The organism is Rhodococcus sp. Z13, from assembly GCF_025837095.1.
Taxonomy (GTDB): domain Bacteria; phylum Actinomycetota; class Actinomycetes; order Mycobacteriales; family Mycobacteriaceae; genus Rhodococcus; species Rhodococcus sacchari.
The window spans coordinates 3,588,491-3,613,501 of record NZ_CP107551.1 but is presented as its reverse complement, the minus strand read 5'-3'; the positions used below and the strand labels follow the sequence as shown (position 1 = coordinate 3,613,501).

Below are 25,011 nucleotides of genomic sequence, written 5' to 3'. Positions count from 1 at the left end.
AGGCACTCGTGCTGCCGAAACGGCATCCGCGGAGCGAAAAGCGCTCCGTGGATGCCGTTTTCGTCTTTCTCCGGCGCGACATTATTGGATCCAATCTGCTAATGTCGGTATACAAAGCGGACCGGGCGAACTCGCCCCTTCAATCCAGGAGTGCTTCGTGATCGACGTTGCAGACCACCGCGCGCACACGCCCGGGGCCGGCCTCTCCCACCATCTCAACGCCGCGGGCGCCGCGCTGCTCTCGTCGGGGGTGCTGTCCACGGTGCGGCAGCATCTCGAAGTCGAGTCCCGCATCGGTGGATACGAGGCCGACGCCCTCGCCCGTGGGCGCATCGACGCGGTGTACGACAGTGCGGCCCGGCTGCTCGGCGCCGAAGCCACCGACATCGCACTGGTGAACAGTGCCACCGACGGCTGGCACCGCGCCCTCGCCGCACTGAGACTGCAGCGCGGCGACCGGGTGCTCGTCTCCCGGTCGAGCTATGTGAGCTCGGCTCTGCACCTCCTGGAACTGCGCGACAGCGTCGGTATCGAGATCGAGATCGTCCCCAACGACGCGGCCGGTCGCATCGACCTCGACGCCCTCGCCGAAGCCCTGAGGACACCCGCCCGGCTCGTCACCGTCGCGCACGTGCCCACCTCCTCCGGGCTCGTCGAACCCGTCACCGAGGTCGGAACGCTTTGCCGCGCAGCGGGCGTCACCTACCTGCTCGATGCGACACAGTCCGTCGGCCAGCTGCCGGTGGACGTCGCGACGATCGGCTGCGACATCCTCGTCACCACCGGACGCAAGTTCCTGCGCGGCCCGCGCGGCACCGGCCTGCTGTACGTCTCCCCGGCCGCGCGCGAGACCCTGCGTCCCGGCGCCCCGGACGTGCGGGGAGCGGCGTGGAACGCCGACGACTCCTACGCACTGAAGGACTCGGCGGTGCGGTTCGAGACCTGGGAGGCCTCACACGCCCTCGAACTCGGCCTCGGCACCGCTCTCGACGAGGCACTCGCCACCGGCATCGACGCGATCGCCCGGCACATCGACGGCCTCGGGAGCCTGCTGCGCACGAAGCTCGCCGAGGTCGACGGTGTCACCGTCCTCGACCCACCGGCCGCGGGCGGTGGCATCGTCACCTTCGGCGTGGACGGACGGTCCGCCCTCGAGGTCAAGGAACACCTGCGCCGGCGCGGAATCCGCGTCGTCGCGGTACCCGCCGCCCACGCCCAGTGGGATCTCGGCGACCGCGGTATCGACGCCGTGGTCCGCGCCTCGATGCACGTCTACAACGGGCAGGACGACCTCGACGCCCTCGTCGAGGTGCTGCAGGAACCCGAGGGAGTTGTGCGGGTGCCGCTGCCCGCCACCCCCTCGCTCGCCGACCTCGCCCCGCGTCGCTCGGCACCGGTGGAGACCGCGGAGTCGACGGACGTGGTCGTCGTCGGGGCGGGCATCCACGGCAACTCCACCGCCTGGCAACTCGCGCGGCGCGGTGTGCGGGTGATCCAGCTCGAACAGTTCTCCGAAGGACACGTGGAGGGCTCGTCGCACGGTCGCGCCCGGATGATCCGGCGCGCCTACCCGAATCCGATCTGGTACCCCTTCGTCGACCGCGCCTACCGGGCCTGGGCCGAGCTCGAGGAGGAGATCGCCCGGCCGCTGATCACCACGACCGGCGGCCTCTACGCCCGTGCGCTGGACGCCGAGTCCGGGCTCGACGGGCCGGACTGCGTGATGGTCGACCACGTCGAGGCGGCCCGGCGTTTCCCCGGACTCGAACTCGGCGCCGGTTTCCGCGCACTGTACGACCCCGCCGCGGGTGTCGTCGACGCTGCGGCCGCGATGGCCCAGCTGACCGCGATCGGCCGGCGTGCCGGGGTGGACCGTCGCGAGGGCGTCCGAGTGCTCGGCATCGACGCCGACGGCGACGGCGCCGTGGTCACCACCACCGCCGGGCGCATCCGCGCCGCGCGCGTGGTGGTCTGTGCGGGACCGTGGATCTCGGAGCTGCTCCCGCAGTTCGCACCCGTGCTCGACGTGGTGCGCATCGTCAACATCCATGTGGCCGGGTCCCGGCCGGAGATGCTCGCGCCCCCGAACCTCGGCCCCTTCTCGATCGAGGTGCCCGAGGTCGGCCTGATGTACGGCATCCCGTCCTACGGCGGCGACACCCTCAAGGTGGGCCTCGACCACGGCCCCGCGGACGACCTCACCGTCGCGCGCAAGCCGGTGTCGCAGAGCGAGATCGACATCCTGCACGATCTGGTCCGCCGCTTCCTGCCGGCCGCCGACGGGGCGGTGGTCGACTCGCTGTCCTGCCGGTACACGATGGCACCGAACAATCGCTTCGCGCTCGGCCCGCTGCCGGAGACCCCGCAGATCCTCGTGGCGGCCGCGTGCTCGGGCCACGGATTCAAGTTCGGGCCCGCGGTCGGCGAGGCGCTCGCGGACCTGGTGACGGGAGTGGAGCGACCCGATCTGGACTTCCTGGAACCGGATCGGATGCTGGCCCCCGCCCGGGTCTGACCGGGAAACGGACCGGCCCGGACGTCGCAGGGGCGTCCGGGCCGGTTCTCCGTGTGCTCGTGTGCGGTTCCCGCGTGTGCTCGTGTGCCGTTCCCGACCGTGCTCGTCCGGTTCCGGACGCGGGCGTCAGCCCTTGAAGACCGTCGAGGACCGGCGTTCGTACCAGCGGGCGAGCTGCTCGCCCGCACTGAGCACGTGCCGGCGCATCGCCTCGCGCGCGGCGGCGTGGTCGCCGGCCTCGATGGCGGCCACGATCTGCTCGTGCTCGCGCAGGTTGTCCTCCCGGTGGCGCGAATTGTCCTGCAGCACCATGGCGGAGACGTTCCGGGGGAAGGTCTCGTTGAGCTGGGCGATCACCCGGGTGAGCCGTTCGTTGCCGGCCGCTTCGTGGATGAGGGTGTGGAAGCGGTCGTTGGCGAGGGTGCTGGCGGCGGGCTTGCCCGGCTCGCTCCGTTCCGAGGGAGACTCGCGCAGAATGCGGTTCGTCTCCCGCAGCTCCTCGAGGGCGTCGTCGGTGATCCGGTCGACGGCCCGCTCGCAGGCGAGGGCCTCGAGTTCGGCACGGACCTCGTAGGCCTCCCGAACCTCCCAGGGGACCGGGACGCGCACGACCGCACCACGATTGGGGACGACCTCGATCAGTCCTCCGGCCTGGAGCTGCCGCAGGGCCTCGCGCACCGGGGTGCGGCTGACGCCGAGGGATTTCGCGAGTTCGGCCTGCCGGAGCTGCGCTCCGATGGGGATCTCGCCGGACATGATCTTCGCTCGGATGGCTGCTGCGGTGTCGTCCACCAAAGCGTGCCCGGTACTGGTGTCGCTCATGAGTGACCTCTTCTGCAGGGCGGCGCGCCCCCCGCACCGCGTGAATCCTCGGCGTCTACGCCGCGCGTCGATCCGGCGGAACCGGATCCAACTCGGATCGAATCGGATGCCAACCTACCAAACTCCTTCCGGTGTTGCCGTGGACACGTTGGCGCGCCACCGACGCATCTTTCGGATACAGTACAGAAATTATTGGATCCAAAAAATCGTCTTCGGTACCCGATACCCGTTCACAGAAGGAGCACGCCGTGAGCGCCTACGCACCCACGCAAGGCAAAGCCGCCGCCAGCAGCCACCCGCTCGATCCGCTCTCCCGCGAGGAGATCGACGCCGCCGTGGCCCTGGTGCGTGCCGACGCGCGCACCGGCGACCGGCTCCGTTTCTGGGGCGCCACCCTGGACGAGGCCCACGCCCGCGCCGTACTCGCCGGCGCGGCCCCGGCCGGCGACCGCAAGGTCGGCCTCGTGGTCATGGACTACGGCAACGACGCGGCCTGGGAGGTCGACGTCCTCCTCGGCGAGGAGTCGCGCATCCTCGACTGGCGGGCCATCGATCCCCGCCGTCCGGGCATCACCTCCGAGGAGGCCCGTGCCGCCGCCCAGGCCTGCCGCGAGAATCCCGAGTTCCGCGCGGCCCTCGCCAAGCGCGGCATCACCGACGTCTCTCTCGTGATGGTCGACGCGGAGTCGATGGGCGGGTTCGTCCCCGACAAGTACAAGGACCGCCGCGTCACCTGGGGCACCGTCTGGCACCGCGTCGACGAGGACGACAACGGCTACGCCCGCCCCGTCCAGGGCGTCGTGCCCATCATCGACATGCAGACCATGGAGGTCCTCGAGGTCGAGGACCACGGTGTCGTGCCCATCTCGGAGGAGACCGGCAACTACGACAACGGCCTGTGGGAACCCGACCGCGAGGGTCTCGCCCCGCTCGAGGTCGTCCAGCCGGAGGGCACGAGCTTCGACGTCGAGGGCTGGAAGGTCACCTGGCAGGGCTGGGAGTTCCGCGTCGGCTTCACCCACCGCGAGGGCCTCGTGCTGTACGACCTCACGTTCAAGGGCCGCTCGGTCCTCAAGCGCGCCGCCTGCAACGAGATGTACGTCCCGTACCTCGACTCGAACTCCACCCAGTACCGCAAGAACTTCTTCGACTGGGGCGAGTACGGCGCCGGCCCGCTGACCAACTCCCTCGCGCTCGGCTGCGACTGCCTCGGTGTCATCCACTACTTCGACGCGACCGTGCTCGGCGGCGACGGGGTGGGCCGGACCATCCCGCAGGCGATCTGCATGCACGAAGAGGACGACAGCGTCCTGTGGAAGCACACCGACATGCGCCGCGACGTCGGGCAGGTGCGCCGCGCCCGCAAGCTCATCATCTCCAACTTCCAGACCGTCGCGAACTACGACTACGGCTTCTACTGGTCGCTGCACCAGGACGGCACCATCAAGCTCGCCGTCAAGCTCACCGGCCTGATGTCGGCCTCCGGCATCGAGGAGGGCGAGGAGGCCCCCTACGGCCGGGTCGTCTCCAAGAACGTGCAGACCCCCAACCACCAGCACTTCTTCGGTCTGCGGCTCGACACCGCGATCGACGGCCCGCTCAACCGGATCGTCGAGGAGCACGCCGAGGTCGAGCCGGATCCCGAGAAGAACCCCTGGGGCAACGCGGTGCGGACCGTGCGGGTCCCGCTGCTGAACGAGAAGGACGCCGCGCAGCGCAACGACGCGTCGGTCTCGCGGCACTGGCGGATCGAGAGCGCCGAGCACACCAACCGCTACGGCGAACCCACCGGTTACCGACTCCTGCTGCCCAACACCACGATTCCGTTCTCCACCCCGGACTCCGTGATGGCCCGGCGGGCACCGTTCACCCACAACCACCTGTGGGCCACCCCCTACGATCCCGCCGAGCAGTACGTCGGTGGCCAGTATCCGAACCAGGCCGAGCCAGGTGAGGACGGCGTGCAGGTGTGGCAGCAGAAGGGTCGTTCGCTCGACGGCGTCGAACTGGTGCTGTGGCCGGTCATCGGTGTGATGCACTTCCCGCGTCCCGAGCAGTGGCCGGTCATGCCGGTCGAGCAGATCGGTTTCATGCTCGAGCCGGACGGTTTCTTCGACCGGAACCCGGCGATGGACATCCCCGCGCCCACGCCGCACTGCTCCACCGAGTCCGGTGGCGAGTCGGCGTGCTGCGGTAGCTGACGGACCGAACACATCGGCCGCGCCGTCCCTTTCGGGCGGCGCGGCCGAATCCTTTTGCAGGGAGACCCCGTTCAGACCTTCGCGGACACGGCCGAGGAAGTCGGTTCGGGGACGGGCCACGGACGGCACAGCAGCACGACCAGCGCGACGATCTGGAACGCGGCCGCCCCGAACATCGCGGCACCACCCCCGGCCCGGTCCACGAGGACGCCGCCGACGAACACCCCGACGGCGAGGCCCAGTTCGACACCCGAGGTGAACACGCCGAGCCCTGCCGCGCGGCTGTTGGGGTGGAGCCGGCCGGTCGTGAGCATCAGCAACGCCGGATACAGGGGGGAGAACCCGCAGCCGAGCAGTGCGGCCCCGATCGCGGCGACGGGGAAGCTGCTCGCGACGGCGAGGACGACGTACCCGGCGGTGGTGGCGGCCAGTGCCCCCGCCGCCGTGGCCTGCGGGCGCCACCGGTCCACCCGGGCCCCGAGCAGCAACCGGAAACCGACCACGCTGGCGGAGAAGACCGCGAAGACCGCCGCCGCGCCGGTCGGCCCGGTGGGCGGCACACCGCGGTCGACGAGGTGGAGGATGAGAAAGGACATCAGGATCGACTCGCCGGTCCACGCGGCCGCGGCGATGACGCTGGGCCGGGCGGTCGCGGCCACCACCGGCCCCCACTTCTGCGGGGTCCTGTCCACCACGATGGTCCGGGGGCGACGAGGAGCGGCCGCGACACACCCGAACGCGCCCACCTGCATGGCGGCGCAGGCGAGCCAGACGGCGGCGAAGCCGTACCCGTGCAGCAGGGTCTGGCCGATCTGAGGACCCGCCGCCAGGCCGATCCACACGCTGATGCCGAACATCCCCAGCGTGCGTCCCCGCGCGTCCGCCCGGGCCGCGTCCACCACCCAGGCGGTGAGTGCGACGTTCAGAGCGATCGCTCCGATCCCGAACAGCGCCCGTCCGCCGACGACGTTCCACAGGCTGCCGGCCGGCAGGAGCACCCCCATGCCGACGACCCCCAGCACGGCACCGGCCATCCCCATCCGGCGACGTCCGGCCCGATCGGTGATCCACCCCAGGACGGGGTTGGCGATCACCGACAGGACCGATGCCGCGCCCACGACGATCCCCACCACGGTGGCGCTGTGACCCAGATCGTTCTGGATGTACTGGGGAAGGGCAGGGGTGACCGTGCCGGTCGTGGTGCACACGAGCGTCGAGGCGGCGAACAGGAGCCAGAATCGGCGCCCCAGGAGACCCGGAGGGGTGAAGGGCATGAGATTCCTCACTTGGATTCAATAAATTTATGATTGGATCCAATATTACCGTGGAGTGGGCCGCCGTCCGCGTGTCGAATCGGCGCTCCGACACGGCGTGGCGAATCAGGTACGGTCGTTCCGTTTTAGTCGCTCATACCTCTGACCTGCGGTTATCCGAAATGTTTCAAGAACGGGAACGTGATGTGAAGAAGATCACAGTCCGATATACCCGCGTGGGGGTCGCGCAGCTGGCAGGGGTGTGTTCAGAATTGACGCGAGCTCGGTAAATTTCGGGCGTTGAAATCGGTCTACATACCCGCTCGGGATGAACGGGTGAAGGAGAATCACATGGAGATCTTCGAGATCATCAAGCTTGTCGGCTCTGTCGCCAGCTTCCTCACCAGCGACCTGGGCCAGACCCTCCTCGACGCCGGTAGCTCGGCGATCGATTCGGGCAGCGCCGCTCAGTAATTCCGGAGACTGTACAGCTCCGAAGCTGATACTGCGCCCCTCGGCTCTCCGCCGAGGGGCGCAGTATTTTGTCTCGGGAAATTCTTCTGCCGATCGACGGGTGACCCGAGTCGTCGGCAGCATTCGGTTCCCGGGTGAGGTCGATGACGATGTCCGACGATTTCCCTGTCGATTCGCGTATCGATCACGAACGGATATCGAGGTACGCGTCGGAATGGCTGAGGCCTCGGGGAGGCCTCATGCCGTAGGGCGGTATCCGCCGCGGAGCGCCCCCTCGGCGGATCCGCCGCGCAGAGACTGTAGCCGCAGGTCACGCCGCCGCGCTATCCCCGGGGTGTCGCGGCCGAGTCGTGTCCGGGAGACGAATTCCGGGTGAAGGGAACGAAGCGGAAATACGTCGAATTCCCGACGTCACGAATTCTGTGCCGACGTACAAGAATTCGTGATCATGAACACCTGCGGATAACGAGTCCGGTATTTTTCGTTCGTCCTGACCCGAAAGCCGGGTGGATGCGGTCAGAATCGAGTCGAGCCCAACCGACCTCGCAGGTGTGTGCGAAGCCGGCGGACGAAATCCACTCGGTGCATCGTCGGACGAAGGAGTTTCACATGGGCCTCATGGATCTTCTCGCACTACTCATGGAACTACAGGGAGGCGGCGGCCTCGGCGGTGGCGGTCTCGGAGGCGGTCTCGGAGGCTCCGGCGGCGGTGGTCTGGGCGGCGGGGGTCTCGGTGGTCTGGGCGGCGGTGGCCTCGGTGGCAGCTTCCCGTTCGGCAGCGGAAGCGGCGGAGGCAGCCCTCTGGGTGGAAGCGGAATGCTCGGCAGCATGTAGCAACCACCATCCTTCCGAACGTGGCTGCGGCCCCCGGTGCTCACCGGGGGCGCAGCCGTGTCTCGGGAGGCCCGGCTCAGTGCTCGGGAATCAGCATCCACAGCGCGAGGTAGAGCAGCGCTGCCCCGCCGCCGGAGACAAAGCCGGCGAGGACGGTGCCGGCCCGGACGAGGTTGACGTCGACGCGGAAGTACTCGGCCAGGCCGCCGCACACGCCACCGAGCATGCGCTGCGAGGAGGACCGGGTGAAGGGACGGGGGGTTTCGCTCTCGAAGTTCATGCCATTCATCCTGTCGCCCGGGAGGTTCCGGCACATCCGGGAAGTACCCGGATATCGACCCTGATCCTCGTCTCGGGGACGACCCCGGACCCACGGTCCCGAGTCCTGACGGAGACCGGGAACGGGATCACTTTCACCGAACCGTGACATTTCTGTGAACCCCTCGGGTATACATGGTCGCGGTTGTCTGTTCGTCGCTCCGGTGGCCCGGAGCCTCTTGTCGCATAAGCGGGGGAGGTGCACGCGGTTGGTTTCGACTCGGATCCGGCGGATGCTCGTCGTGCTCTCGATGGCCGCGGTGGCGGCGCTCGTCGTGCCGAGCGGAACGTCCGCGCAGCCGGCCTCCCACCCGACCCGGATCGATGCCGAGGGTGACCGCACGCTCATCGCCCACGTGTACTCGGCGGCAATGGATCGCGTCGTACGGTTGCGGATCCGGACACCTCCCGACACGAGCGAACCGCGGCCCACCTTGTACCTCCTGAACGGTGCGGGCGGCGGGAACGGGCGCGCGACCTGGGAAGCCCAGACGGATGTGGACGACTTCTTCTCCGACAAGAATGTCAACGTGGTCACTCCGCTGGACGGATCCTTCACCTACTACACGGACTGGATCCGTGACGATCCCGTGCTCGGCCGCAACAAGTGGACCACCTTCCTCACGCAGGAGCTTCCACCGATCATCGACGAGCAGTTCGGTACCACCGGAGTCAATGCGATTGCGGGACTGTCGATGTCCGGGACATCGGTGCTGAACCTGGCGATTGCACGACCGGGTCTCTACAAGGCGGTGGGGGCGTACAGCGGTTGCGCCGAGACCAGTACGGAACTCGGGCGGCTCTACGTCCGCGCAGTGGTCGAAAGTCGCGGCGAGGCGGACGTCGAGAACATGTGGGGGCCGGATGGTGGTGCGGGATGGGTCGACAACGATCCGTACGTCAATGCCGACAAGTTGCGCGGACACGCCCTGTACATCTCGTCGGCCACCGGCCTGCCGGGCCCGCACGAGCATCTCGGTGCGCGATCGGTCGGGAACGACCCGGCGCTGTTGCTGAACCAGATCGTGGTGGGAGGCGCCATCGAGGCCGCGGTGGACGCCTGCACCCGACGCCTCGCCGTTCGACTCGACGAGCTCGGTATCCCAGCACATTTCGAGTTCCGTCCCGTGGGCACCCACTCGTGGGGTTACTGGCAGGACGATCTGCACGCCTCGTGGCCCATGATTGCGAGGGCCATCGGCGCGTAATCATCCGAACCTGGACCTCCCGGCGTGGCCCGCTCCGGCAGGGTACGCGGACCTCGCGTTAAAAGTGTTCCCGGGCAAGGGATACGGTATTTATCGGTGAGTTACGAAGTGTTGACGGATCCGATATCGGTGCGTAGGGTGTGTTACGGCACAGAGTTATGAAAGATGTTGTGCTGCAGTATCTTCGAACTCACACCAGGAGGGTCCATGGGTAGCACCACGATCACCGAACTCATCACGTTCATCTTCTCGTTGCTCTCGCAGACCGCGGAGTTCTTCAGCTGACGTCGCTCGTCGCACGGCGTAGCTCTGCAGTATCCGATCCTGCTGTACCCGAGGTCCGGGGACCCGATGTCTCCGGCGGAAAACTGGAGGAACGATGGGCAGTATCTCGAACGGACTCGACGCCATCGGCCAGCTCGTCCAGCTGGTCCTGCTGATCATGCCGAACCTGTTGACCAGCTCGCTGTAACCGCGGTTCCCGGGCAGGCGCTCAGGCCGGCCCGACCCACGAGCCCGACCCCGCTGCACGGGGGTCGGGCTCGTTCGTATTTCCTTCGGGGGCGGCGGGCGGTGACGGGACCGGGTCAGTGCTCCGGGAGGATCATCCACATCGCCAGGTAGAACAGCGCCGCTCCGCCGCCGGTGACGAAGCCGGCGAGGACGGTGCCGGCCCGGACCAGGTTGACGTCGACGCGGAAGTACTCGGCCAGGCCGCCGCACACGCCACCGAGCATGTGCTGCGAGGAGGACCGGGTGAAGGGGTGGGGGGTTTCGCTCTCGAAGTTCATGCCCTCATCCTGTCGCCCGGGAGGTTCCGGCACATCCGGGAAGTACCCGGATATCGACCCTGAACCTCGTCTCGGGGTCCGTCCAGGATCACGCTGAGGGGAACTCTCGGCTCGGCGGGAAGGGCCGGGCAGACTGGGCGGGCAACACCCCCACGGAAGGAGTCCGACCCCATGACCGACACCGTTCTCGACGATCGCGTCGCCGCTCTGCACCGCCGTTACGGTGCGCGCGCGGCACAGCGCGCGGCCGAACACATCGGCCCCGAGGTCTGGAACGAGGTGCTCGCCCTGCAGCTCGCGCACCGGTCGGTGCGGACCTTCCTCCCGGAGCCGGTCTCCGAGGAACACCTGCGGGCGATCGTCGCGGCAGCGTCGTCGGCGGCCAGCTCCAGCAACCTGCAGCTGTGGAGCGTGATCGCGGTGACCGACCGCGAGCGCCTCGCCCGCATCGCGCCCCTCGCCGGCGACCAGGCGGTCGTCCGCAACGCCCCGTTGCTGCTGGTCTGGGTCGCCGACCTCGCGCGGGCCGCGCGCCTGGCGCAGCAGCACGGCAAGGACCTCGTGAACGCCGGATACGTCGAGTCGGCCCTGCTCGGGGTGGTCGACGCCGCGCTCGCCGCGCAGAACGCGACGCTCGCCGCCGAGTCGCTCGGCCTCGGCGCCGTCTACATCGGGGCCCTGCGCAACCATCCGCGCGAGCTGGCCGCCGAACTGAACCTGCCCGACCACAGCTTCGCGGTGGTCGGGCAGGTGGTGGGGCACCCGGATCCGGACGCCGCACCCGAGGTCAAGCCGCGGCTCGGCCAGGACGTCGTGCTGCACCGCGAGCAGTACGCGGCCGAGAACACCGACGATGGTGTCGCCGCATACGAGGCGGAGATCGCCGAGTTCTACCGCGAACAGGGCCTGGCGGAGAGCTGGGTCGCGCGGGTGCTGAGCCGTTTCTCCGCGCCCGGCGCGTTCGGCTCCCGGGAAGCGCTCCGGGATGCATTGCAGGAACGCGGTTTCCGACTCGACTGACACCGAATCGGCAGCTGCGGGGGCCGCACCGGCCTAGTCTGGAGCCGTGGAGACCGTACAGATCCAGCTCCCCGGTGGCACGACCGCACCGGTGCGGCTGTTCCCCGGGCCCGACCACGAGCACGAGACCCGGCGCGACGCGACCCGCGCGGTGGTCGTCGTCGTGCCGGGTCTCGGTATCCCGGCCGGGTACTACGAACCGTTCGCGGAGGCGGTCGCCGCGCACGGCTTCGACGCCGCGATCTGCGAGCTCGCGGGGCAGGGCGACAGCCGTCCACGACCGGGACCGGACAGCACCTACGGCTACCACGAGATCGTGGCGACGCACTTCCCGGCGGTCTTCGAGGTGGTGCGGGAACGGTTCCCCGACTCCACGCCCTACCTGCTCGGTCACTCGATGGGCGGGCAGCTCGGGGTGCTCTACGCCGCCCGCATCCGGGGCCGGCTCGGCGGACTGATCCTCGTCGCCTCGGGCACCCCCTACTACCGGCACCACGGTGCGATCCGCGGCCCGGGCCTGTGGCTCGGGTCCACCGCGATGTCGCTCACCGCCGCGGTCACAGGGTTCTGGCCCGGCGACCGGCTCGACGTCGGCGGGTTCGGCCCGCAGTCGCGGGTGCTCATCTCGGACTGGGCGCGGCTGGCCCGCACCGGCCGGTTCGAACCGGCCGGTGCGGACATCGACTACGAGGAACGCGTCGGCCGGCTCACCCTGCCCGTCCTGTCCGTCACCATCGAGGGCGACGAACTCACCCCGGTCGCGTCGGCGCGGCACCTGCTCGGGAAGCTGCCGTCGGCCGAGGTCACCGAATGGCACAATCCCCGGGCCCTCGGCCACAACGGGTGGATCCGCGACAACACCGACACCGTCGAGCAGATCGTCGCCTGGCTACGCGACCGCTGAACCCGCCCGGGCCGCCGCGAGCCGCACGTGCGCGTTGGGGGCGCCGTATCCGGTGTAACCACCGCGCCGTTCGAGCAGCTCGACCTGGAAGCCGCCCTGCACGGGAAGGGTGTAGGCGTGCAGGAATTCACCGCCGTCGTCGTTGCGGTCGTAGAGCAGACCGTTGCTCTGCAGAACGGTGAACAGCTCGGGGTCGAGGGCGAAGCGGGCGTCGAGATCGGCGTAGTAGTTCGCGGGAGGCCGGAGGAACTCCACCCCGCGCGACCGCGCGAGCCGGACCGCGTCGACGACGTCGGCGGTGGCGAAGGCCAGCTGGGTCACGCCCCGCCGCTGCGGGATGGTGCCGGTCTCCGAGACGTTCAGCGCGACCCGCAGGTCGCCCTTCTCTGCACGCAGGGCACGGATGCGCAGGCGGCCCTGCGGCTGGATGTACTCCTCCGGGTCCTCCGGCCGCAGCCCGAACAGGGTGCGGAAGAACGACAGTTCCTGGTTGAGGTCGTCCGCGGCGACGGTGACGTCCACGTGGTCGAGGCCGAGCCAGCCCGGGGTGTCCGCGACGTCGCCCGGCACGAAGTCGTTCTGCCAGTGGTCGGCGTCACCGGGTTCGGCGCTGACGAAGACGTGCAGACCCGACGGCGAGGTGATGCCCGGCAGACCCGCCTCGCCCTCGCCGCGCGTGCGATCGACTGCGGGCCACAGCAGGTTCGCGGCCCGCTCGGCCACCGCGGTGACGTCGGGTGCGACGAGACCCAGTGCGGTCGCCGCCGGGCCCGGGGCGGGCTCCTCGTTGAGGACGACGTTCGCGCCGCCGTTGCGCCACCACACCACGGGCTTGCTTCGGTGCCGGCCGGCGATGTGGAAACCGAGACCGGTGAGCAGCGCGGGGTAGTCGGCGCGGTCCGGGTCGGCGAGTTCGACGAACGCCGCGTCGGTGCGCGCCGGGACGGGCGGGGCCACCGTCACCTTCTCGCGCGCGGGACCGGTGAGCCGGGCACCGAGCCGATCCTCGAGGAACAGCAGCGACCGCATCGCGTCGCGCGCGGTCACGTGCGGATCGGCTTCGCGCACCACGTCGCTGAAGATCTCCAGCGACAGCGGCCCGTCGTAGCCGGCGTCGAGCACCGCCGCGACCACCCCGGAGACGTCGAGCATCCCCTGGCCGGGGAAGCAGCGGAAGTGACGGCTCCATTCGAGGACGTTCATCTCGAGCACGGGCGCGTCGGCGACCTGCAGGAACCCGATGCGCTCGCCCGGGACGCCGGTGAGGGCGCGGCCGTCGTCGCCGCGGGCGAGCATGTGGAAGGTGTCCACCGCCAGCGTCACCGCCGGATGGCCGGCGCGCTGCACCAGCTCCCAGGCCTGCCCGACCCGATTGACGTGCCGTCCCCAGGCCAGTGCCTCGTAGGCGAAGGTGACGCCGTGCGCGGCGGCGAGCTCACCGACGGCGTGCAGCTGCTCGGCGGACAGGTCGGGATCGTCGATCGCGGTCGGCAGCGCGTTCGAGCAGGCCAGGAAGGTCGTCGCGCCGAGCTCGTTCATCACCTCGAGCTTGCGGCGTACGCGGTGCAGGACGTCGGGGAACCGCCGCGGGTCGACGCCCTCGATGTCACGGACCGGCTGGAACAGATCGATCGTCAGACCGAGCTCGGCGCAGCGGCGGGCCACCTCGGCGGGGGACAGCGGCGACGCGATGAGGTCGTTGTCGAAGATCTCGATCCCGTCGAATCCGGCGTCGGCGATCGCGTCGAGTTTGTCGGCGAGAACACCGGAGAGCGAGACGGTGGCGATTCCGCGGTGCATCAGCTGGTCAGCTCCTCGAAGTGTCGGACCATTCGGTCGGCGTCGGGGGTGACGCCGGTGAAGTACTCGAAGGCGCCCACCGCCTGGAAGACGGCCATGCCGCCGCCGGGCACCACCCGGCAGCCGCGGGAGCGGGCGAGGTGGATCAGTTCGGTCTCGAGCGGGAAGTACACGACGTCCGACACCCACAGGTCCTCGCGGACGAGGTCGGCGGGCACCGGCAGGCCGGGGTGGCCGGTCATGCCGGTCGGGGTGGCGTTGACCAATCCCTGTGCCGTGGCCAGCTCCCCGGCGAGATCGGTGGTCGCGCGGACCCGGTCGTCGCCGAACCGCTTGGCGAGGCGGGTCGCGCAGGCCTGCGCCTTCTCGGTGTCGACGTCGACGATGGAGACGTGCTCGGCGCCCTGCTCGAGCAGCGCGTAGCCGACGGCCGATCCGGCACCGCCGGCCCCGACCAGAACGGCGCGGTCGGCGACGGCGTCGGGCAGCCGGCGGCGGAAGGCGCGGCCCCAGCCGGACCAGTCGGTGTTGCGGCCGAGCGCGCGTCCGTCCCGGAACACCACGGTGTTGACTGCTCCGAGATCGTAGGCGTCGTCGGACAATTCGTCGAGCAGCGGGATCACGACCTGCTTGAAGGGGTGCGTGATGTTGAGCCCGTCGAACCCGAAACGCCGTGCCCAGTCGAGCATCTCGGCCAGGTCGTCGGCGCCGTAACCGAGCCGCTCGGCGTCGACGAGGCGGTAGGTCAGGTTCAGTCCCGAGGCGAAGCCCTCGCGTTCCTGCATGGCAGGGGTGAGCGAACCGGCGATCCCGGCGCCGAACAGGCCCAGCAGGAAGGACGTACGGGCGGGCACTGCGGTGGTCATCGGGAGCTTTCCTTCGTGTCGGTGTGGGTCGCAAGGGCGGCCAGGTGGCGGACGGCGAACTCGTATCCGGCGGGGCCGCATCCGGCGATCACGGCCGTCGCGACGGGCGCGACGAACGAACGGTGCCGGAACTCCTCGCGGGCGTGCACGTTGGTCAGGTGCACCTCCACGACGGGGGCCGCGACGGTCGCCAGTGCGTCGTGCAGGGCGACCGAGGTGTGGGTGTAGGCGGCGGCGTTGATCACGAAACCCGAGGCGGAGCAGCGTAGCTCGTGGACGGAGTCCACCAGGGTGCCCTCGTGGTTGGTCTGCCGGAAGTCGACGTCGAAGCCGAGGGTGTCGGCGGTGCGCCGGCACAGGTCCTCGACGTCCGCGAGGGTCGCGGTGCCGTAGAGATGCGGTTCGCGTGTGCCGAGCAGGTTCAGGTTCGGACCGTTGAGTACCGCGATCGTGCGTCGCGGGCTCACGAGGCCGCTCCGGCGGGGACGGGCGCGTCGGCCGGGGTGCGCGGGGGCAGCCCGATCTCGCGGGTGGGGACCTTGTGGGTGCCGGAGGGGCCGGTGGCCACGGCGATCAGCGAGATCACCACGGCGCCGACGCCGAACAGCGCCACGCGGTACCAGTTGTCGGCGTTGCCGTCCATGAGCGCACCGGCGATGGCGGGCGTGAACCCGGCGAGTGCGAAACCGAACTGGGTGCCGATCGCCATGCCGGACAGGCGGACGCTGGTGGGGAAGTACTCGGCGTAGGTGGCCGGCCACACCGCGTTCGGCATGCTGTAGACCACGCCGGCGAGCAGGATGCCGGTGACGAGCACGAGCGGCACGTCGCCGCGGGAGATCGACCACAGGAACAGTGTCACCATGACGGCACTGCCGATCAGGCCGGAGACGAAGACCGGCTTGCGGCCGATGCGGTCCGACAGCATGGCCCACAGCGGGATGGTGCCCACGGCGATGACGTTGGCGGCGATCGCCAGCCACAGCATCGTGGTGTCGCTGATGCCGATGCCGTACTCGTCGGCGGTGGCGAAGTTGAGGGCGAACACCTGGAAGACGGTGTTGACCATGGCGATGAAGGCGGCGAAGAAGACGCGCAGCACGCCGGTCCAGTGCTGACGGAAGAGCACGGCCAGCGGCGCCTTGGGTGTCTCGTCGTGCGCCTTCTCGGCGTGGAACTCCGGGGTCTCGTCGAGGCTGCGGCGGATGAGGAATCCGATCAGCACGATCACGGCGCTGATCCAGAAGGGCACACGCCAGCCCCAGGACTGCAGCTGTTCCTCCGACAGCAGGGCGATCACCGGCAGGAACATCAGCGGGGCGAGCACCTGGCCGCCCTGGGTGCCGCTGAGCGTCCAGCTGGTGAAGAATCCGCGCCGGTCGTCGGGGGCGTGTTCGAACGACATCGAGTTCGCGCCGGCCTGTTCCCCGGCGGCGGACAGACCCTGGAGGAGTCTGAGGGTGACCAGCAGGATCGGGGCGAGCATGCCCACCTGGCCGTAGGTCGGCAGGCAGCCGATGAGGAAGGTGGACACACCCATGAGCAGCAGCGTGCCCACGAGGATCAGCTTGCGGCCGAACCGGTCGCCGATGTGCCCCATGAGGACGGACCCGAAGGGGCGGGCGACGTAGGCGACACCGAAGGTCGCGAGGGAGGCGACCGTCGCGACGGCGGCGTTGCCCTCCGGGAAGAAGATCTTCGGGAACACGAGGGCGGCGGCCGTGCCGTAGATCGCCAGGTCGTAGTACTCCAGAGCACTGCCGCTCCACGCGGCGAGCGCCGCCTTGCGGGGCGTGCGCTGCACGCTGGTGGTTTCAGTCATCGGATGCCTCGGGGTGTGTGTTCGGGATCGGATAGAGCGACCGTATGGGTGTGGCGCAGCACACGGCAATCGTTTGCCATTTTTTGCCATACTGCGTGCATGTCGGCTGCACCGCGCTCCCGGAAACGCGCCACCATCACCGACGTCGCCCGCGAGGCCGGGGTCGCGGCGTCCACCGTCTCCCGCAGTTTCTCCAACCCCGGCCGCGTCAACGCAGCCACCCGCGAGCACATCCTCGAGGTCGCCGAACGCCTCGGCTACACCCCCAACCCGACGGCCCGCGCCCTCGAATCGGGACGCACCAACACCCTGGCCCTGCTCGTCCCCGACATCACCAACCCGTTCTTCGCGGGCGTCATCAAGGGCGCCGAGCGCGCCGCCGTCGCATCGGGCCGCACCCTCGTCCTCGCCGACACCCAGGAGAGCGCGACCACCGAAGCGCACATCGTCCGCCGCCTCGGCCCGGCCGTCGACGGCTTCGTCCTCGCCGCCGCCCGCATGCCCGACGACGAGCTGCGCCGCCTCGCCGACCTCGAGGCCGTCACCCTCGTCAACCGAGCGATCCGCGGAATCTCCTGCGTCGTAGCCGATTACGAGACGGGAACACGACAGATCGTCGACCACCTCGCGTCGCTCGGGCACCGTTCGCTGCTGTTCCTCGGCGGACCACCCGAATCCTGGTCGGGGGCGCGACGCTGGGCCGGGCTGCAGGCCGCGGCCCACGCCCACGGCATGCGGGTGCGCCGCTTCGGGCCCTACTCACCGACCCTCGGCGGGGGAGCGGCCGCCGCCGACGCCGCCGTGGCCGCCGACGCCACCGCGGTGGTGTGCCACAACGACATGCTCGCCATCGGGGTGCTCCGCCGCCTGCGCGAACGGGGGGTGTCGGTGCCGGAGCACGTGAGTGTCGTCGGTTTCGACAACATCTTCGGCTCCGACCTGTGTCAGCCGACCCTGACGACCCTCGCCGAACGCACCCAGGACGCCGGGGCGCGCGCTGTCGAGATGCTCGCCCGTCAGGCTTATGAGCGGGTCGCGGTGGCCGACGAACTCGTCCTGCCCACCCAGCTCGTCGTCCGCGAGTCCACCGGACCCGCGAGATGAGGGAGGTTGCGCCAGCTACCTGAAGCTGACGCGGAGAAAGTGCGCACAACCTCCCGAAGGTTCACCGGTTTGCGAGCTTGTCGGCGAGGAAGGTGAACGTCAGCGCCGACTTGAACGCGGCCTGCGCGTTGTCGGCCGCACCGCCGTGGCCGCCCTCGATGTTCTCGTAGTACCAGACCTCGTGGCCCTGCTCCTCGAGCCGCGCCACCATCTTCCGGGCATGGCCGGGATGCACCCGGTCGTCGCGCGTCGACGTGGTGACGAGGATCGGCGGGTAGTCCGCCTCCGGATCGGTGTTCTGGTACGGCGAGTACCTGCCCAGGAACTCCCACTCTGCCGGGTCGTCCGGGTCGCCGTACTCGGCCATCCACGACGCGCCCGCGAGCAGCAGGTGGTAGCGCTTCATGTCGAGCAGCGGCACCTGGCACACGATCGCCCCGAACAACTCCGGATAGCGGGTGAGCATCACGCCCATGAGCAGACCGCCGTTGCTGCCGCCCTGCGCGCCGAGCTGCTCGGGTGTCGTGATGCCCCGCGCGACGAGATCCTTCGCGACGGACGAGAAGTCCTCGAAGACCTTGTGCCGGTTCTCCTTCAGCGCCTGCGTGTGCCAGGTGGGCCCGTACTCGCCGCCACCGCGGATGTTCGCGACGACGTAGGTGTAACCCTTCTCGAGCCACGCCCGGCCGACGCCCCCGCTGTAGGCGGGCACCATCGAGTTCTCGAACCCGCCGTAGCCGTACAGCAGGGTCGGCGACGGGGTTCCGGTGTTGCGCCCCACCACGAAGTAGGGCACCTGCGTGCCGTCGTCGGAGGTCGCGAAGAACTGCTCGACGGTGATGCCCTCGGCGTCGAAGAACGACGGCGCCTGCTTGATCGCCTCCACCGGGCCACCGACCGTCCCGGACAGCAGGGTCGCGGGGGTCGTGAAACCGCTGGAGTTGAGGAAGAAGTCGTCGCCGGTGAGGGGGTCGACGTCGATGATGGAGGTCGAGGTGGCGTCGGGGACACCCGGCAGTTCCTCGTCGGTCCAGCCGTCGTCGCCGGGGGTGAGCACCCGCATGCGGGTCTGCACGTCCTGCAGGGTCACCACCAGCAGGTGGTTCTTCGTCCACGCATACTGCTCGAGCGAGGTGTGCTCGTCCGGCGCGAACAGCACCGTCATCTCGCGCGACCCGGCGAGGAAGTCCGAGTAGTTCGCGGCGAGCAGCGTGCCCGCCGGATGGCCCAGCCATTCGGAGCGGGTGCGCACGAGCAGGTGGTCGCGGTAGACGCTCACCCGCGCGTCGTCGGGCACGTCCAGCTTCACGAGCTCGCCGTCGGCGGTCAGCTCGAACCGGTACGAGCGGTAGAAGTCGATGGCCCGGTCGACGAAGCTGCGTTCGTAACCGGGGGTGTTGTCGAACCAGGCCGACACCGCGACGTCGCTGCGCTCACCCTCGAAGACCGTCTCGGCCTCCTCGATCGGGGTGCCCCGCTTCCACCGCTTCGCGATCCGCGGATACCCGGAGTCGGTGAGCGAACCGTCCCCGAAATCCGTTCCCACGTAGACGGTGTCGGCGTCGATCCAGGCGATGTCGGTCTTGGCCTCGGGGAGCTCGAAGCTGTCCGGGCCCGACACGAAACGCCGCTCGACGAGATCGAACTCGCGGATCACGTTCGCGTCGGCACCACCGCGCGACAGGCCGATGAGCGCGCGGCTCTGATCGGGCCGCAGCACCTGGGCGCCCGACCACACCCAGTTCTCGTCCTCCTCCTCCTCGGCGACGGCGTCGAGGTCGACGAGCACGTCCCATTCGGGTTCGTCGCGCAGGTACTGCTCCATCGTGGTGCGTCGCCACAACCCGCGCACGTGGTCGGCGTCGCGCCAGTAGTTGTAGAGGTACTCACCGCGCCGACGGGCATACGGGATGCGGGCGTCGGTGTCGAGGACCTCGCGGATACGGGTCTCGAGCTCGGCGAAGCTCTCCGTACGGGTGTATTCCTCGACCGTGCGGTCGTTGCGGGCCCGCACCCAGTCGAGCTGCTTCTCGCCGGTGACGTCCTCGAGCCACAGATGGGGGTCGGTCGTGTCGTCGCTCATGGACCATTCATACCCGCCCCGCCCCTGCCACGGGCGGCAGGCAGACTGTGACCTCGTGCAGATGCATCCCTCGGACGCGCGCCGGGAATGGCTCGGCGACCGCATCCCGGGCGACCTGTTCGCCCTCTACTGCTTCGACGCCCCCACGGTGCCCGTCGCCGGGGTGCTCGCCGACCTGCGGTCGCGCGCGGCGGCGATGGGGGAGTTGCAGGTGCGCCTCGTCGAGGTTCCCGCCGGGCTCGACTATCCCTACTGGGCGGCGCAGATCCCGCCCGTCGATCCGATCGTGCTCCACGGCGGCGGCAGCTACGACGACCTGCTCGACGTGCTGTCACGTCTCGTCGCCGGCCGCGTCGACGTCACCGTCTCACCCTGGCGACTGCACGTGTTCCCGCACGTCACGGACGCGCCGGGCGGGGACGGTCCCGCGCTCGTCGTCGTCCTGCAGGTGTCGCACGCCTTCGCCGACGGGGTGCGCACCTCCGCGCTGGCCCGCGACCTGCTGTCGGGCACCGCGACACCCACCGTCCCGCCGCACGCTCCCTCGACGGTCGGGATGCTCGCGCGGGCCGCACTGCGACTGCCCTTCTCGATCCCGCGGGTGATCGCCGACGGGCGACGGGCGGTGGAGGCCGAGCGACAGCTCGCCGACCCGTCCGTGCCGCAACCCACCTCCGGGCGGCCGCTGGTCGCCGTGAACACCGCGCCCGGCCCGCGCCGGACGGTGCGCACCCTCGTGTTCGACGCCGCCGACCTGCGCCGCGTCGGCACGGTCACCGTCGGGGCGCTCACCGCCATCGGTGCCGCCCTGTCGCAGTTCCTCGGGGTCGACGCGTTGTCCGCCGAGGTGCCGGTCGCGGTGCCGGCGGGAAGCGCCCGCAACAGCTACCGCAACGTCGGGGTGGACCTGCACTGCGCGATCGGAGACCCGCACGAACGCGCCGCGGCGATCGCCGCCGACCTCGCGCGGCAGCGCATCCGCGCGCGGCACCCGGCGATGGCGATCCGGGCCCGCACCGACGACCACGTCCCCGCTCCGCTGCTGCGGTTCGGCACCGACCGCCTCGACCTGTCCGTCGTCCCGCCCACCGTCACCGGCAACACCGTCGTCTCCAGCGTCGACCGTGGGCCGGCCGACCTCGAACTCGGCGGCGGCCGGGTGCGGTTCACCTCCGGCTTCCCCGGCTTGTCGCCCGTGCAGGCGCTCACCCACGGCGTGCACGGGATCGGCGACACCGTGACGCTGTCGGTGACGACCTCTCCCGACGTCGTCGACACCGCAGGTCTCGCTCGGTACGTCTCCCTGCTGCACGAGGCGGTCGCCGCGCTGTAACGTGCCCCGAACCGAACGATGGAGGGGCACATGGCGGTATATGCGGTGACGGGTGCCGCGTCGGGAATGGGCCGGGCGAGCGCGGAACGACTGCGCGCGGCGGGCCACACGGTGATCGGCATCGACCTGAAGGACACCGAGGTCACGGCGGACCTGTCCACCGCGGAAGGGCGATCCCACGCGGTCCGCGCGACGCTCCACGCGGCCGGGGGCCGGCTCGACGGTGCCGTGCTCGCCGCGGGCCTGGGCCCCACCCCGGGCAAGGAGAAGATCATCGCCCAGGTCAACGTGCAGGGCGTGATCGACCTGCTCGTCGGCTGGCGTCCCGCCCTGGCCGCCTCCGGGAACAGCAAGGTCGTGGTGTTCGGATCCAACTCGACGACGACCACCCCCGGTGTGCCGAACTCCGCGGTGCGGGCCTTCCTCGGCGGCGACATCGACAAGGGTGTCCGCCGCGCCACCCGCATTCCGGGGACGGGTGCCCCGTTCACCTATGCGGCCTCGAAGATCGCCGTGACCCGCTGGGCGCGCCGCGCCGCGATCTCCCCGCAGTGGGCGGGGGCCGGGATCCGCCTGAACGTCCTCGCGCCGGGTGCGATCGCCACGCCGCTGCTCGACGCGCAGCTCGACAGCCCGCTGAAGAAGGCGGTGGAGAGCTTCCCCGTCCCGCTCGGGGGCTTCGGGAAGCCCGACGAGATCGCGCAGTGGGTCGAGTTCATGCTGTCCCCGGCCGCGGACTTCATGACGGGCAGCGTCGTGGTGGTCGACGGTGGCACCGAGGCGTACTTCCGGCCCGACGACTGGCCGGTCCGCGTGCCCTTCCGGTCGATTCCGCGCTACCTGCTCGCCATGCGCCGGTTCGCCCGCGGGAGGTGAGGGCCCGCCCCGGGGACGGACCCTCGCTCCTCCTGCATCAGCCGAAGTAGTGCCCCAGCCCGTAGATCGCGTCGAACATGCTGGTGAGCATGACGTCCACCGAGTTCACGCGGTAGGACGCGTACGAGGCCTGCATCAGATCGTGCACGATCCGCAGGGTGTCGATCGCGTCGAGGGCGTCGACGGTGATCGTGAGCTGGACACGGCCGGTGTCGCTGCGTCCCAGCGCACCGTGGTGCGGCCCGATCGGCTCGAGGAGCGCGACGGTCTCGTCGTCGGTCAGACGATCGATGTACACGTCGAGTTCGATCATCGCGTTGTATTCCATGTGTGTTCTCCTGTGTCGAACACCCGAGCGGCCTCTCGCCGCCCGGGTTGTCCGACACCGGGAACACGCACGGTGGGCATCATGCCAGGTGTCGCGGCTCAGGCGTCGGATCCGAACACGGCGCGTTCGCGGCGGCGTTGCCGGCGCGTGAGGACGGGGAGCAGGATCCGCAGCGGGAGCGGAAGTTCCGTTCGCGCCGCCGCGGTCTCCTCGGGGGTCATCGACATGACCACGCGGGTGAGGTCGAAGTCCATCCGGCCGCCCCGCTGGGCCTCCTTCTCGAAGCGCCGCCAGGCGTCGGCGCCGACGTACCCGGTGATGAGCGGGAAGACGGTCCGCTCCTCGTCCGCCAGGTGCTCGTCGAGCACGTCGCGCAGCTGATGGGTGGTGCGGGCGAAGCCGACGAGCGCGTCGTGGTCGGGCAGGGCCTCCGCGAAGCGGACCAGGTCGTCGAGGAGCGGGTCGAGCCGGTCGTGGTCGTCCTCGAGTGCGGACAGGTCGACGTGCGGACCCACCGAGGCGGTGAGCAGCGGCCACAGCGCGAAGTCCTCGACGTTGTGGTGGTGATGCAGGCTCGTGGTGAACAGCGTCGTGTAGTCGGCGATCGCCCGGCAGCGGGCCCGATCGGCGCGGCCGGGATCGGCGCGCAACTCGTCGGCCAGGTCGGCGAGCCGGGTGATGTCGCGGCGGATCACGCGGTGCGCGAGCCGCATTCCGAGAAGTTCGTCGTCGGTGGTGAGGTGTGCAGCCTTGAATGTGGTGTCCATGCCGGTAGCGTGCGCGCGGGCGCTTGGACGCCACTTGGTGTGTGCTTGGGCGCGCCGGGGGCGCGGTCCCCGTCACGGTCGGGCCGGATCGGGAGGTGGCGGGTACGCGCGCCGGCGGAATGGGTGCGCCGGGCCCCGACGGACCCTACCGGCGAGTAACCGGACCGTCGGCGGACGCGGGAAAAACGGTCGGACTACCCTGTGTATTCGTGACCTCACACTATGACGTCGTTGTCCTCGGAGCCGGTCCCGGTGGGTACGTCGCTGCTATCCGCGCGGCACAGCTGGGACTGAGCACCGCCATCATCGAGCAGAAGTACTGGGGTGGTGTCTGCCTGAACGTGGGCTGCATCCCCTCCAAGGCACTTCTCCGCAATGCCGAGCTGGCGCATCTCTTCAACAAAGAGGCCAAGACCTTCGGCATCTCGGGTGACGTGTCCTTCGACTTCGGTGCCGCTTTCGACCGCAGCCGCAAGGTCGCCGACGGTCGCACCAAGGGCGTGCACTTCCTCATGAAGAAGAACAAGATCACCGAGTACGACGGTAAGGGCTCGTTCGTCGACGCCAAGACCATCGAGGTGGCGCTCACCAAGGGCGGCACCGAACGGGTGACCTTCGACAATGTCATCATCGCGACCGGCTCGGTCACCAAGCTGCTGCCGGGCACCGAGCTCAGCGAGAACGTCGTCACCTACGAGGAGCAGATCCTCACCCGCGAGCTCCCCGGCTCGATCCTCATCGTCGGCGCCGGCGCCATCGGCATGGAGTTCGGCTACGTCCTGAAGAACTACGGGGTCGACGTCACCATCGTCGAGTTCCTCGACCGCGCCCTGCCCAACGAGGACGCCGACGTCTCCAAGGAGATCGCCAAGGCGTACAAGAAGCTGGGCATCACCATCAAGACCGGTGCCGCCGTCCAGAAGATCTCCGACAACGGTTCCGCCGTCACCGTCGAGATCAAGGACAACAAGTCCGGCGAGGTCGAGACCGTCACCGTCGACAAGGTGCTGCAGTCCGTCGGCTTCGCTCCGCGCGTGGAGGGCTACGGCCTCGAGAACACCGGTGTCGAGCTGACCGACCGCGGCGCCATCGCGATCGACGAGCGCATGCGCACCAACGTCCCCGGCATCTACGCCATCGGTGACGTCACCGCCAAGCTGCAGCTCGCGCACGTCGCCGAGGCGCAGGCCGTCGTCGCCGCCGAGACCATCGGTGGTGCCGAGACCCTCGAGCTGGGCGACTACCGCATGATGCCGCGCGCGACCTTCTGCCAGCCGCAGGTCGCCTCCTTCGGTCTCACCGAGGAGCAGGCCAAGGCCGAGGGCTACGACGTGAAGGTCGCGACCTTCCCGTTCACCGCCAACGGCAAGGCGCACGGTCTCGGTGACGCGACGGGCTTTGTCAAGCTCATCGCCGACAAGACCCACGGCGAGCTTATCGGCGGCCACCTCATCGGCCCCGACGTCTCGGAGCTGCTGCCCGAGCTGACCCTGGCCCAGAAGTGGGACCTGACGGTCAACGAGCTGGCCCGCAACGTTCACACGCACCCGACCCTGAGCGAGGCGCTGCAGGAGGCCATCCACGGTCTCGCAGGACACATGATCAACTTCTGAGAATGCGGGGCCGACCCGAGGCCCCGTGTTCACCCCTCTTCCGTGCGGGCGGATCCCCGCTCGGATGTACCGGCTCAGC

At 69.6% G+C, this 25,011-nt stretch carries 22 protein-coding genes; 10 read left to right on the top strand and 12 right to left on the bottom strand.

Features of this window, described 5'->3' with window-relative positions; translation table 11 throughout:
* Nucleotides 1–157: 157 nt before the first annotated feature.
* Entirely contained in the window at nucleotides 158–2,515 is a 2,358-nt protein-coding gene (locus OED52_RS16550) for an aminotransferase class V-fold PLP-dependent enzyme (RefSeq protein WP_264151930.1), read from the top strand.
* A gap of 126 nt (nucleotides 2,516–2,641) precedes the next feature.
* Here the strand turns inward: OED52_RS16550 and OED52_RS16545 are convergent, their stop codons facing one another.
* On the bottom strand, nucleotides 2,642–3,337 hold the full coding sequence (locus OED52_RS16545; RefSeq protein ID WP_264151929.1) for a GntR family transcriptional regulator: 696 nt from the start codon (nucleotides 3,335–3,337) through the stop codon (nucleotides 2,642–2,644).
* A gap of 248 nt (nucleotides 3,338–3,585) precedes the next feature.
* Between OED52_RS16545 and OED52_RS16540 the strand changes: the two genes are divergently transcribed.
* The gene (locus tag OED52_RS16540) at nucleotides 3,586–5,538 is read left to right on the top strand and encodes a primary-amine oxidase (RefSeq protein ID WP_264151928.1); all 1,953 of its coding nucleotides are present in this window, start codon (nucleotides 3,586–3,588) and stop codon (nucleotides 5,536–5,538) included.
* A 71-nt stretch (nucleotides 5,539–5,609) separates the two neighbouring features.
* Here the strand turns inward: OED52_RS16540 and OED52_RS16535 are convergent, their stop codons facing one another.
* Nucleotides 5,610–6,812 carry an MFS transporter gene (locus OED52_RS16535; RefSeq protein WP_264151927.1) on the bottom strand — a complete coding sequence of 401 codons (1,203 nt, stop codon included), beginning with the start codon at nucleotides 6,810–6,812 and terminating at the stop codon, nucleotides 5,610–5,612.
* Between the two features lie 330 nt (nucleotides 6,813–7,142).
* Here OED52_RS16535 and OED52_RS16530 point away from each other — a divergent pair, with 330 nt between their 5' ends.
* On the top strand, nucleotides 7,143–7,265 hold the full coding sequence (locus OED52_RS16530) for a hypothetical protein (protein ID WP_264151926.1): 123 nt from the start codon (nucleotides 7,143–7,145) through the stop codon (nucleotides 7,263–7,265).
* A gap of 645 nt (nucleotides 7,266–7,910) precedes the next feature.
* Here OED52_RS16530 and OED52_RS16525 read toward each other — a convergent pair.
* Nucleotides 7,911–8,102, bottom strand: coding sequence for a hypothetical protein (locus tag OED52_RS16525; RefSeq protein ID WP_264151925.1), 192 nt, complete (start codon nucleotides 8,100–8,102; stop codon nucleotides 7,911–7,913).
* Nucleotides 8,103–8,175: 73 nt separating this feature from the next.
* Nucleotides 8,176–8,379, bottom strand: a complete 204-nt coding sequence (locus OED52_RS16520) for a PspC domain-containing protein (protein WP_264151924.1) — start codon at nucleotides 8,377–8,379, stop codon at nucleotides 8,176–8,178.
* Nucleotides 8,380–8,650: 271 nt separating this feature from the next.
* Here OED52_RS16520 and OED52_RS16515 point away from each other — a divergent pair, with 271 nt between their 5' ends.
* Nucleotides 8,651–9,625, top strand: coding sequence for an alpha/beta hydrolase (locus tag OED52_RS16515; RefSeq protein ID WP_413247770.1), 975 nt, complete (start codon nucleotides 8,651–8,653; stop codon nucleotides 9,623–9,625).
* Between the two features lie 587 nt (nucleotides 9,626–10,212).
* Here OED52_RS16515 and OED52_RS16510 read toward each other — a convergent pair.
* On the bottom strand, nucleotides 10,213–10,416 hold the full coding sequence (locus OED52_RS16510) for a PspC domain-containing protein (RefSeq protein WP_264151922.1): 204 nt from the start codon (nucleotides 10,414–10,416) through the stop codon (nucleotides 10,213–10,215).
* 171 nt (nucleotides 10,417–10,587) lie between these two features.
* Here OED52_RS16510 and OED52_RS16505 point away from each other — a divergent pair, with 171 nt between their 5' ends.
* Complete coding sequence (locus OED52_RS16505) at nucleotides 10,588–11,436, top strand: nitroreductase family protein (protein WP_264151921.1); 849 nt, start codon at nucleotides 10,588–10,590, stop codon at nucleotides 11,434–11,436.
* Nucleotides 11,437–11,482: 46 nt separating this feature from the next.
* Nucleotides 11,483–12,340 carry an alpha/beta hydrolase family protein gene (locus OED52_RS16500; protein WP_264151920.1) on the top strand — a complete coding sequence of 286 codons (858 nt, stop codon included), beginning with the start codon at nucleotides 11,483–11,485 and terminating at the stop codon, nucleotides 12,338–12,340.
* Here the strand turns inward: OED52_RS16500 and OED52_RS16495 are convergent.
* The 4 genes from OED52_RS16495 to OED52_RS16480 are packed head-to-tail and all read right to left on the bottom strand — an operon-like array spanning nucleotide 12,326 to nucleotide 16,828.
* Nucleotides 12,326–14,140: a sugar phosphate isomerase/epimerase and 4-hydroxyphenylpyruvate domain-containing protein gene (locus tag OED52_RS16495; protein ID WP_264151919.1), complete on the bottom strand. Its 1,815-nt coding sequence runs from the start codon at nucleotides 14,138–14,140 to the stop codon at nucleotides 12,326–12,328. The two genes, OED52_RS16500 and OED52_RS16495, sit on opposite strands and share 15 nt — an antisense overlap.
* On the bottom strand, nucleotides 14,140–15,006 hold the full coding sequence (locus OED52_RS16490; protein ID WP_264151918.1) for a shikimate dehydrogenase: 867 nt from the start codon (nucleotides 15,004–15,006) through the stop codon (nucleotides 14,140–14,142). The genes OED52_RS16495 and OED52_RS16490 overlap by 1 nt, the downstream gene beginning before the upstream one ends.
* Nucleotides 15,003–15,473, bottom strand: coding sequence for a type II 3-dehydroquinate dehydratase (aroQ, locus tag OED52_RS16485; protein WP_264151917.1), 471 nt, complete (start codon nucleotides 15,471–15,473; stop codon nucleotides 15,003–15,005). Before aroQ ends, OED52_RS16490 begins: the two co-directional genes overlap by 4 nt.
* Nucleotides 15,470–16,828: an MFS transporter gene (locus OED52_RS16480; RefSeq protein ID WP_264151916.1), complete on the bottom strand. Its 1,359-nt coding sequence runs from the start codon at nucleotides 16,826–16,828 to the stop codon at nucleotides 15,470–15,472. The genes aroQ and OED52_RS16480 overlap by 4 nt, the downstream gene beginning before the upstream one ends.
* Nucleotides 16,829–16,927: 99 nt before the next feature.
* Here OED52_RS16480 and OED52_RS16475 point away from each other — a divergent pair, with 99 nt between their 5' ends.
* Nucleotides 16,928–17,932: a LacI family DNA-binding transcriptional regulator gene (locus tag OED52_RS16475; RefSeq protein ID WP_264151915.1), complete on the top strand. Its 1,005-nt coding sequence runs from the start codon at nucleotides 16,928–16,930 to the stop codon at nucleotides 17,930–17,932.
* A 61-nt stretch (nucleotides 17,933–17,993) separates the two neighbouring features.
* On the opposite strand, the gene OED52_RS16470 is transcribed toward OED52_RS16475, so the two are convergent.
* Complete coding sequence (locus OED52_RS16470) at nucleotides 17,994–20,015, bottom strand: prolyl oligopeptidase family serine peptidase (RefSeq protein WP_264151914.1); 2,022 nt, start codon at nucleotides 20,013–20,015, stop codon at nucleotides 17,994–17,996.
* On the opposite strand from OED52_RS16470, the gene OED52_RS16465 reads away from it, so the two are divergent.
* Together OED52_RS16465 and OED52_RS16460 are read left to right on the top strand one after the other, a co-directional pair.
* Nucleotides 20,014–21,348: a wax ester/triacylglycerol synthase domain-containing protein gene (locus OED52_RS16465; protein WP_264151913.1), complete on the top strand. Its 1,335-nt coding sequence runs from the start codon at nucleotides 20,014–20,016 to the stop codon at nucleotides 21,346–21,348. The two genes, OED52_RS16470 and OED52_RS16465, sit on opposite strands and share 2 nt — an antisense overlap.
* Nucleotides 21,349–21,378: 30 nt before the next feature.
* On the top strand, nucleotides 21,379–22,224 hold the full coding sequence (locus OED52_RS16460) for an SDR family oxidoreductase (protein ID WP_264151912.1): 846 nt from the start codon (nucleotides 21,379–21,381) through the stop codon (nucleotides 22,222–22,224).
* A 37-nt stretch (nucleotides 22,225–22,261) separates the two neighbouring features.
* Here OED52_RS16460 and OED52_RS16455 read toward each other — a convergent pair whose 3' ends face one another.
* Together OED52_RS16455 and OED52_RS16450 are read right to left on the bottom strand one after the other, a co-directional pair.
* On the bottom strand, nucleotides 22,262–22,552 hold the full coding sequence (locus OED52_RS16455) for a hypothetical protein (protein ID WP_264151911.1): 291 nt from the start codon (nucleotides 22,550–22,552) through the stop codon (nucleotides 22,262–22,264).
* Between the two features lie 98 nt (nucleotides 22,553–22,650).
* Nucleotides 22,651–23,319 carry a hemerythrin domain-containing protein gene (locus OED52_RS16450; protein ID WP_264151910.1) on the bottom strand — a complete coding sequence of 223 codons (669 nt, stop codon included), beginning with the start codon at nucleotides 23,317–23,319 and terminating at the stop codon, nucleotides 22,651–22,653.
* 209 nt (nucleotides 23,320–23,528) lie between these two features.
* Between OED52_RS16450 and lpdA the strand changes: the two genes are divergently transcribed.
* Complete coding sequence (gene lpdA / locus OED52_RS16445) at nucleotides 23,529–24,932, top strand: dihydrolipoyl dehydrogenase (RefSeq protein ID WP_264151909.1); 1,404 nt, start codon at nucleotides 23,529–23,531, stop codon at nucleotides 24,930–24,932.
* The last annotated feature ends 79 nt before the right edge of the window (nucleotides 24,933–25,011 follow it).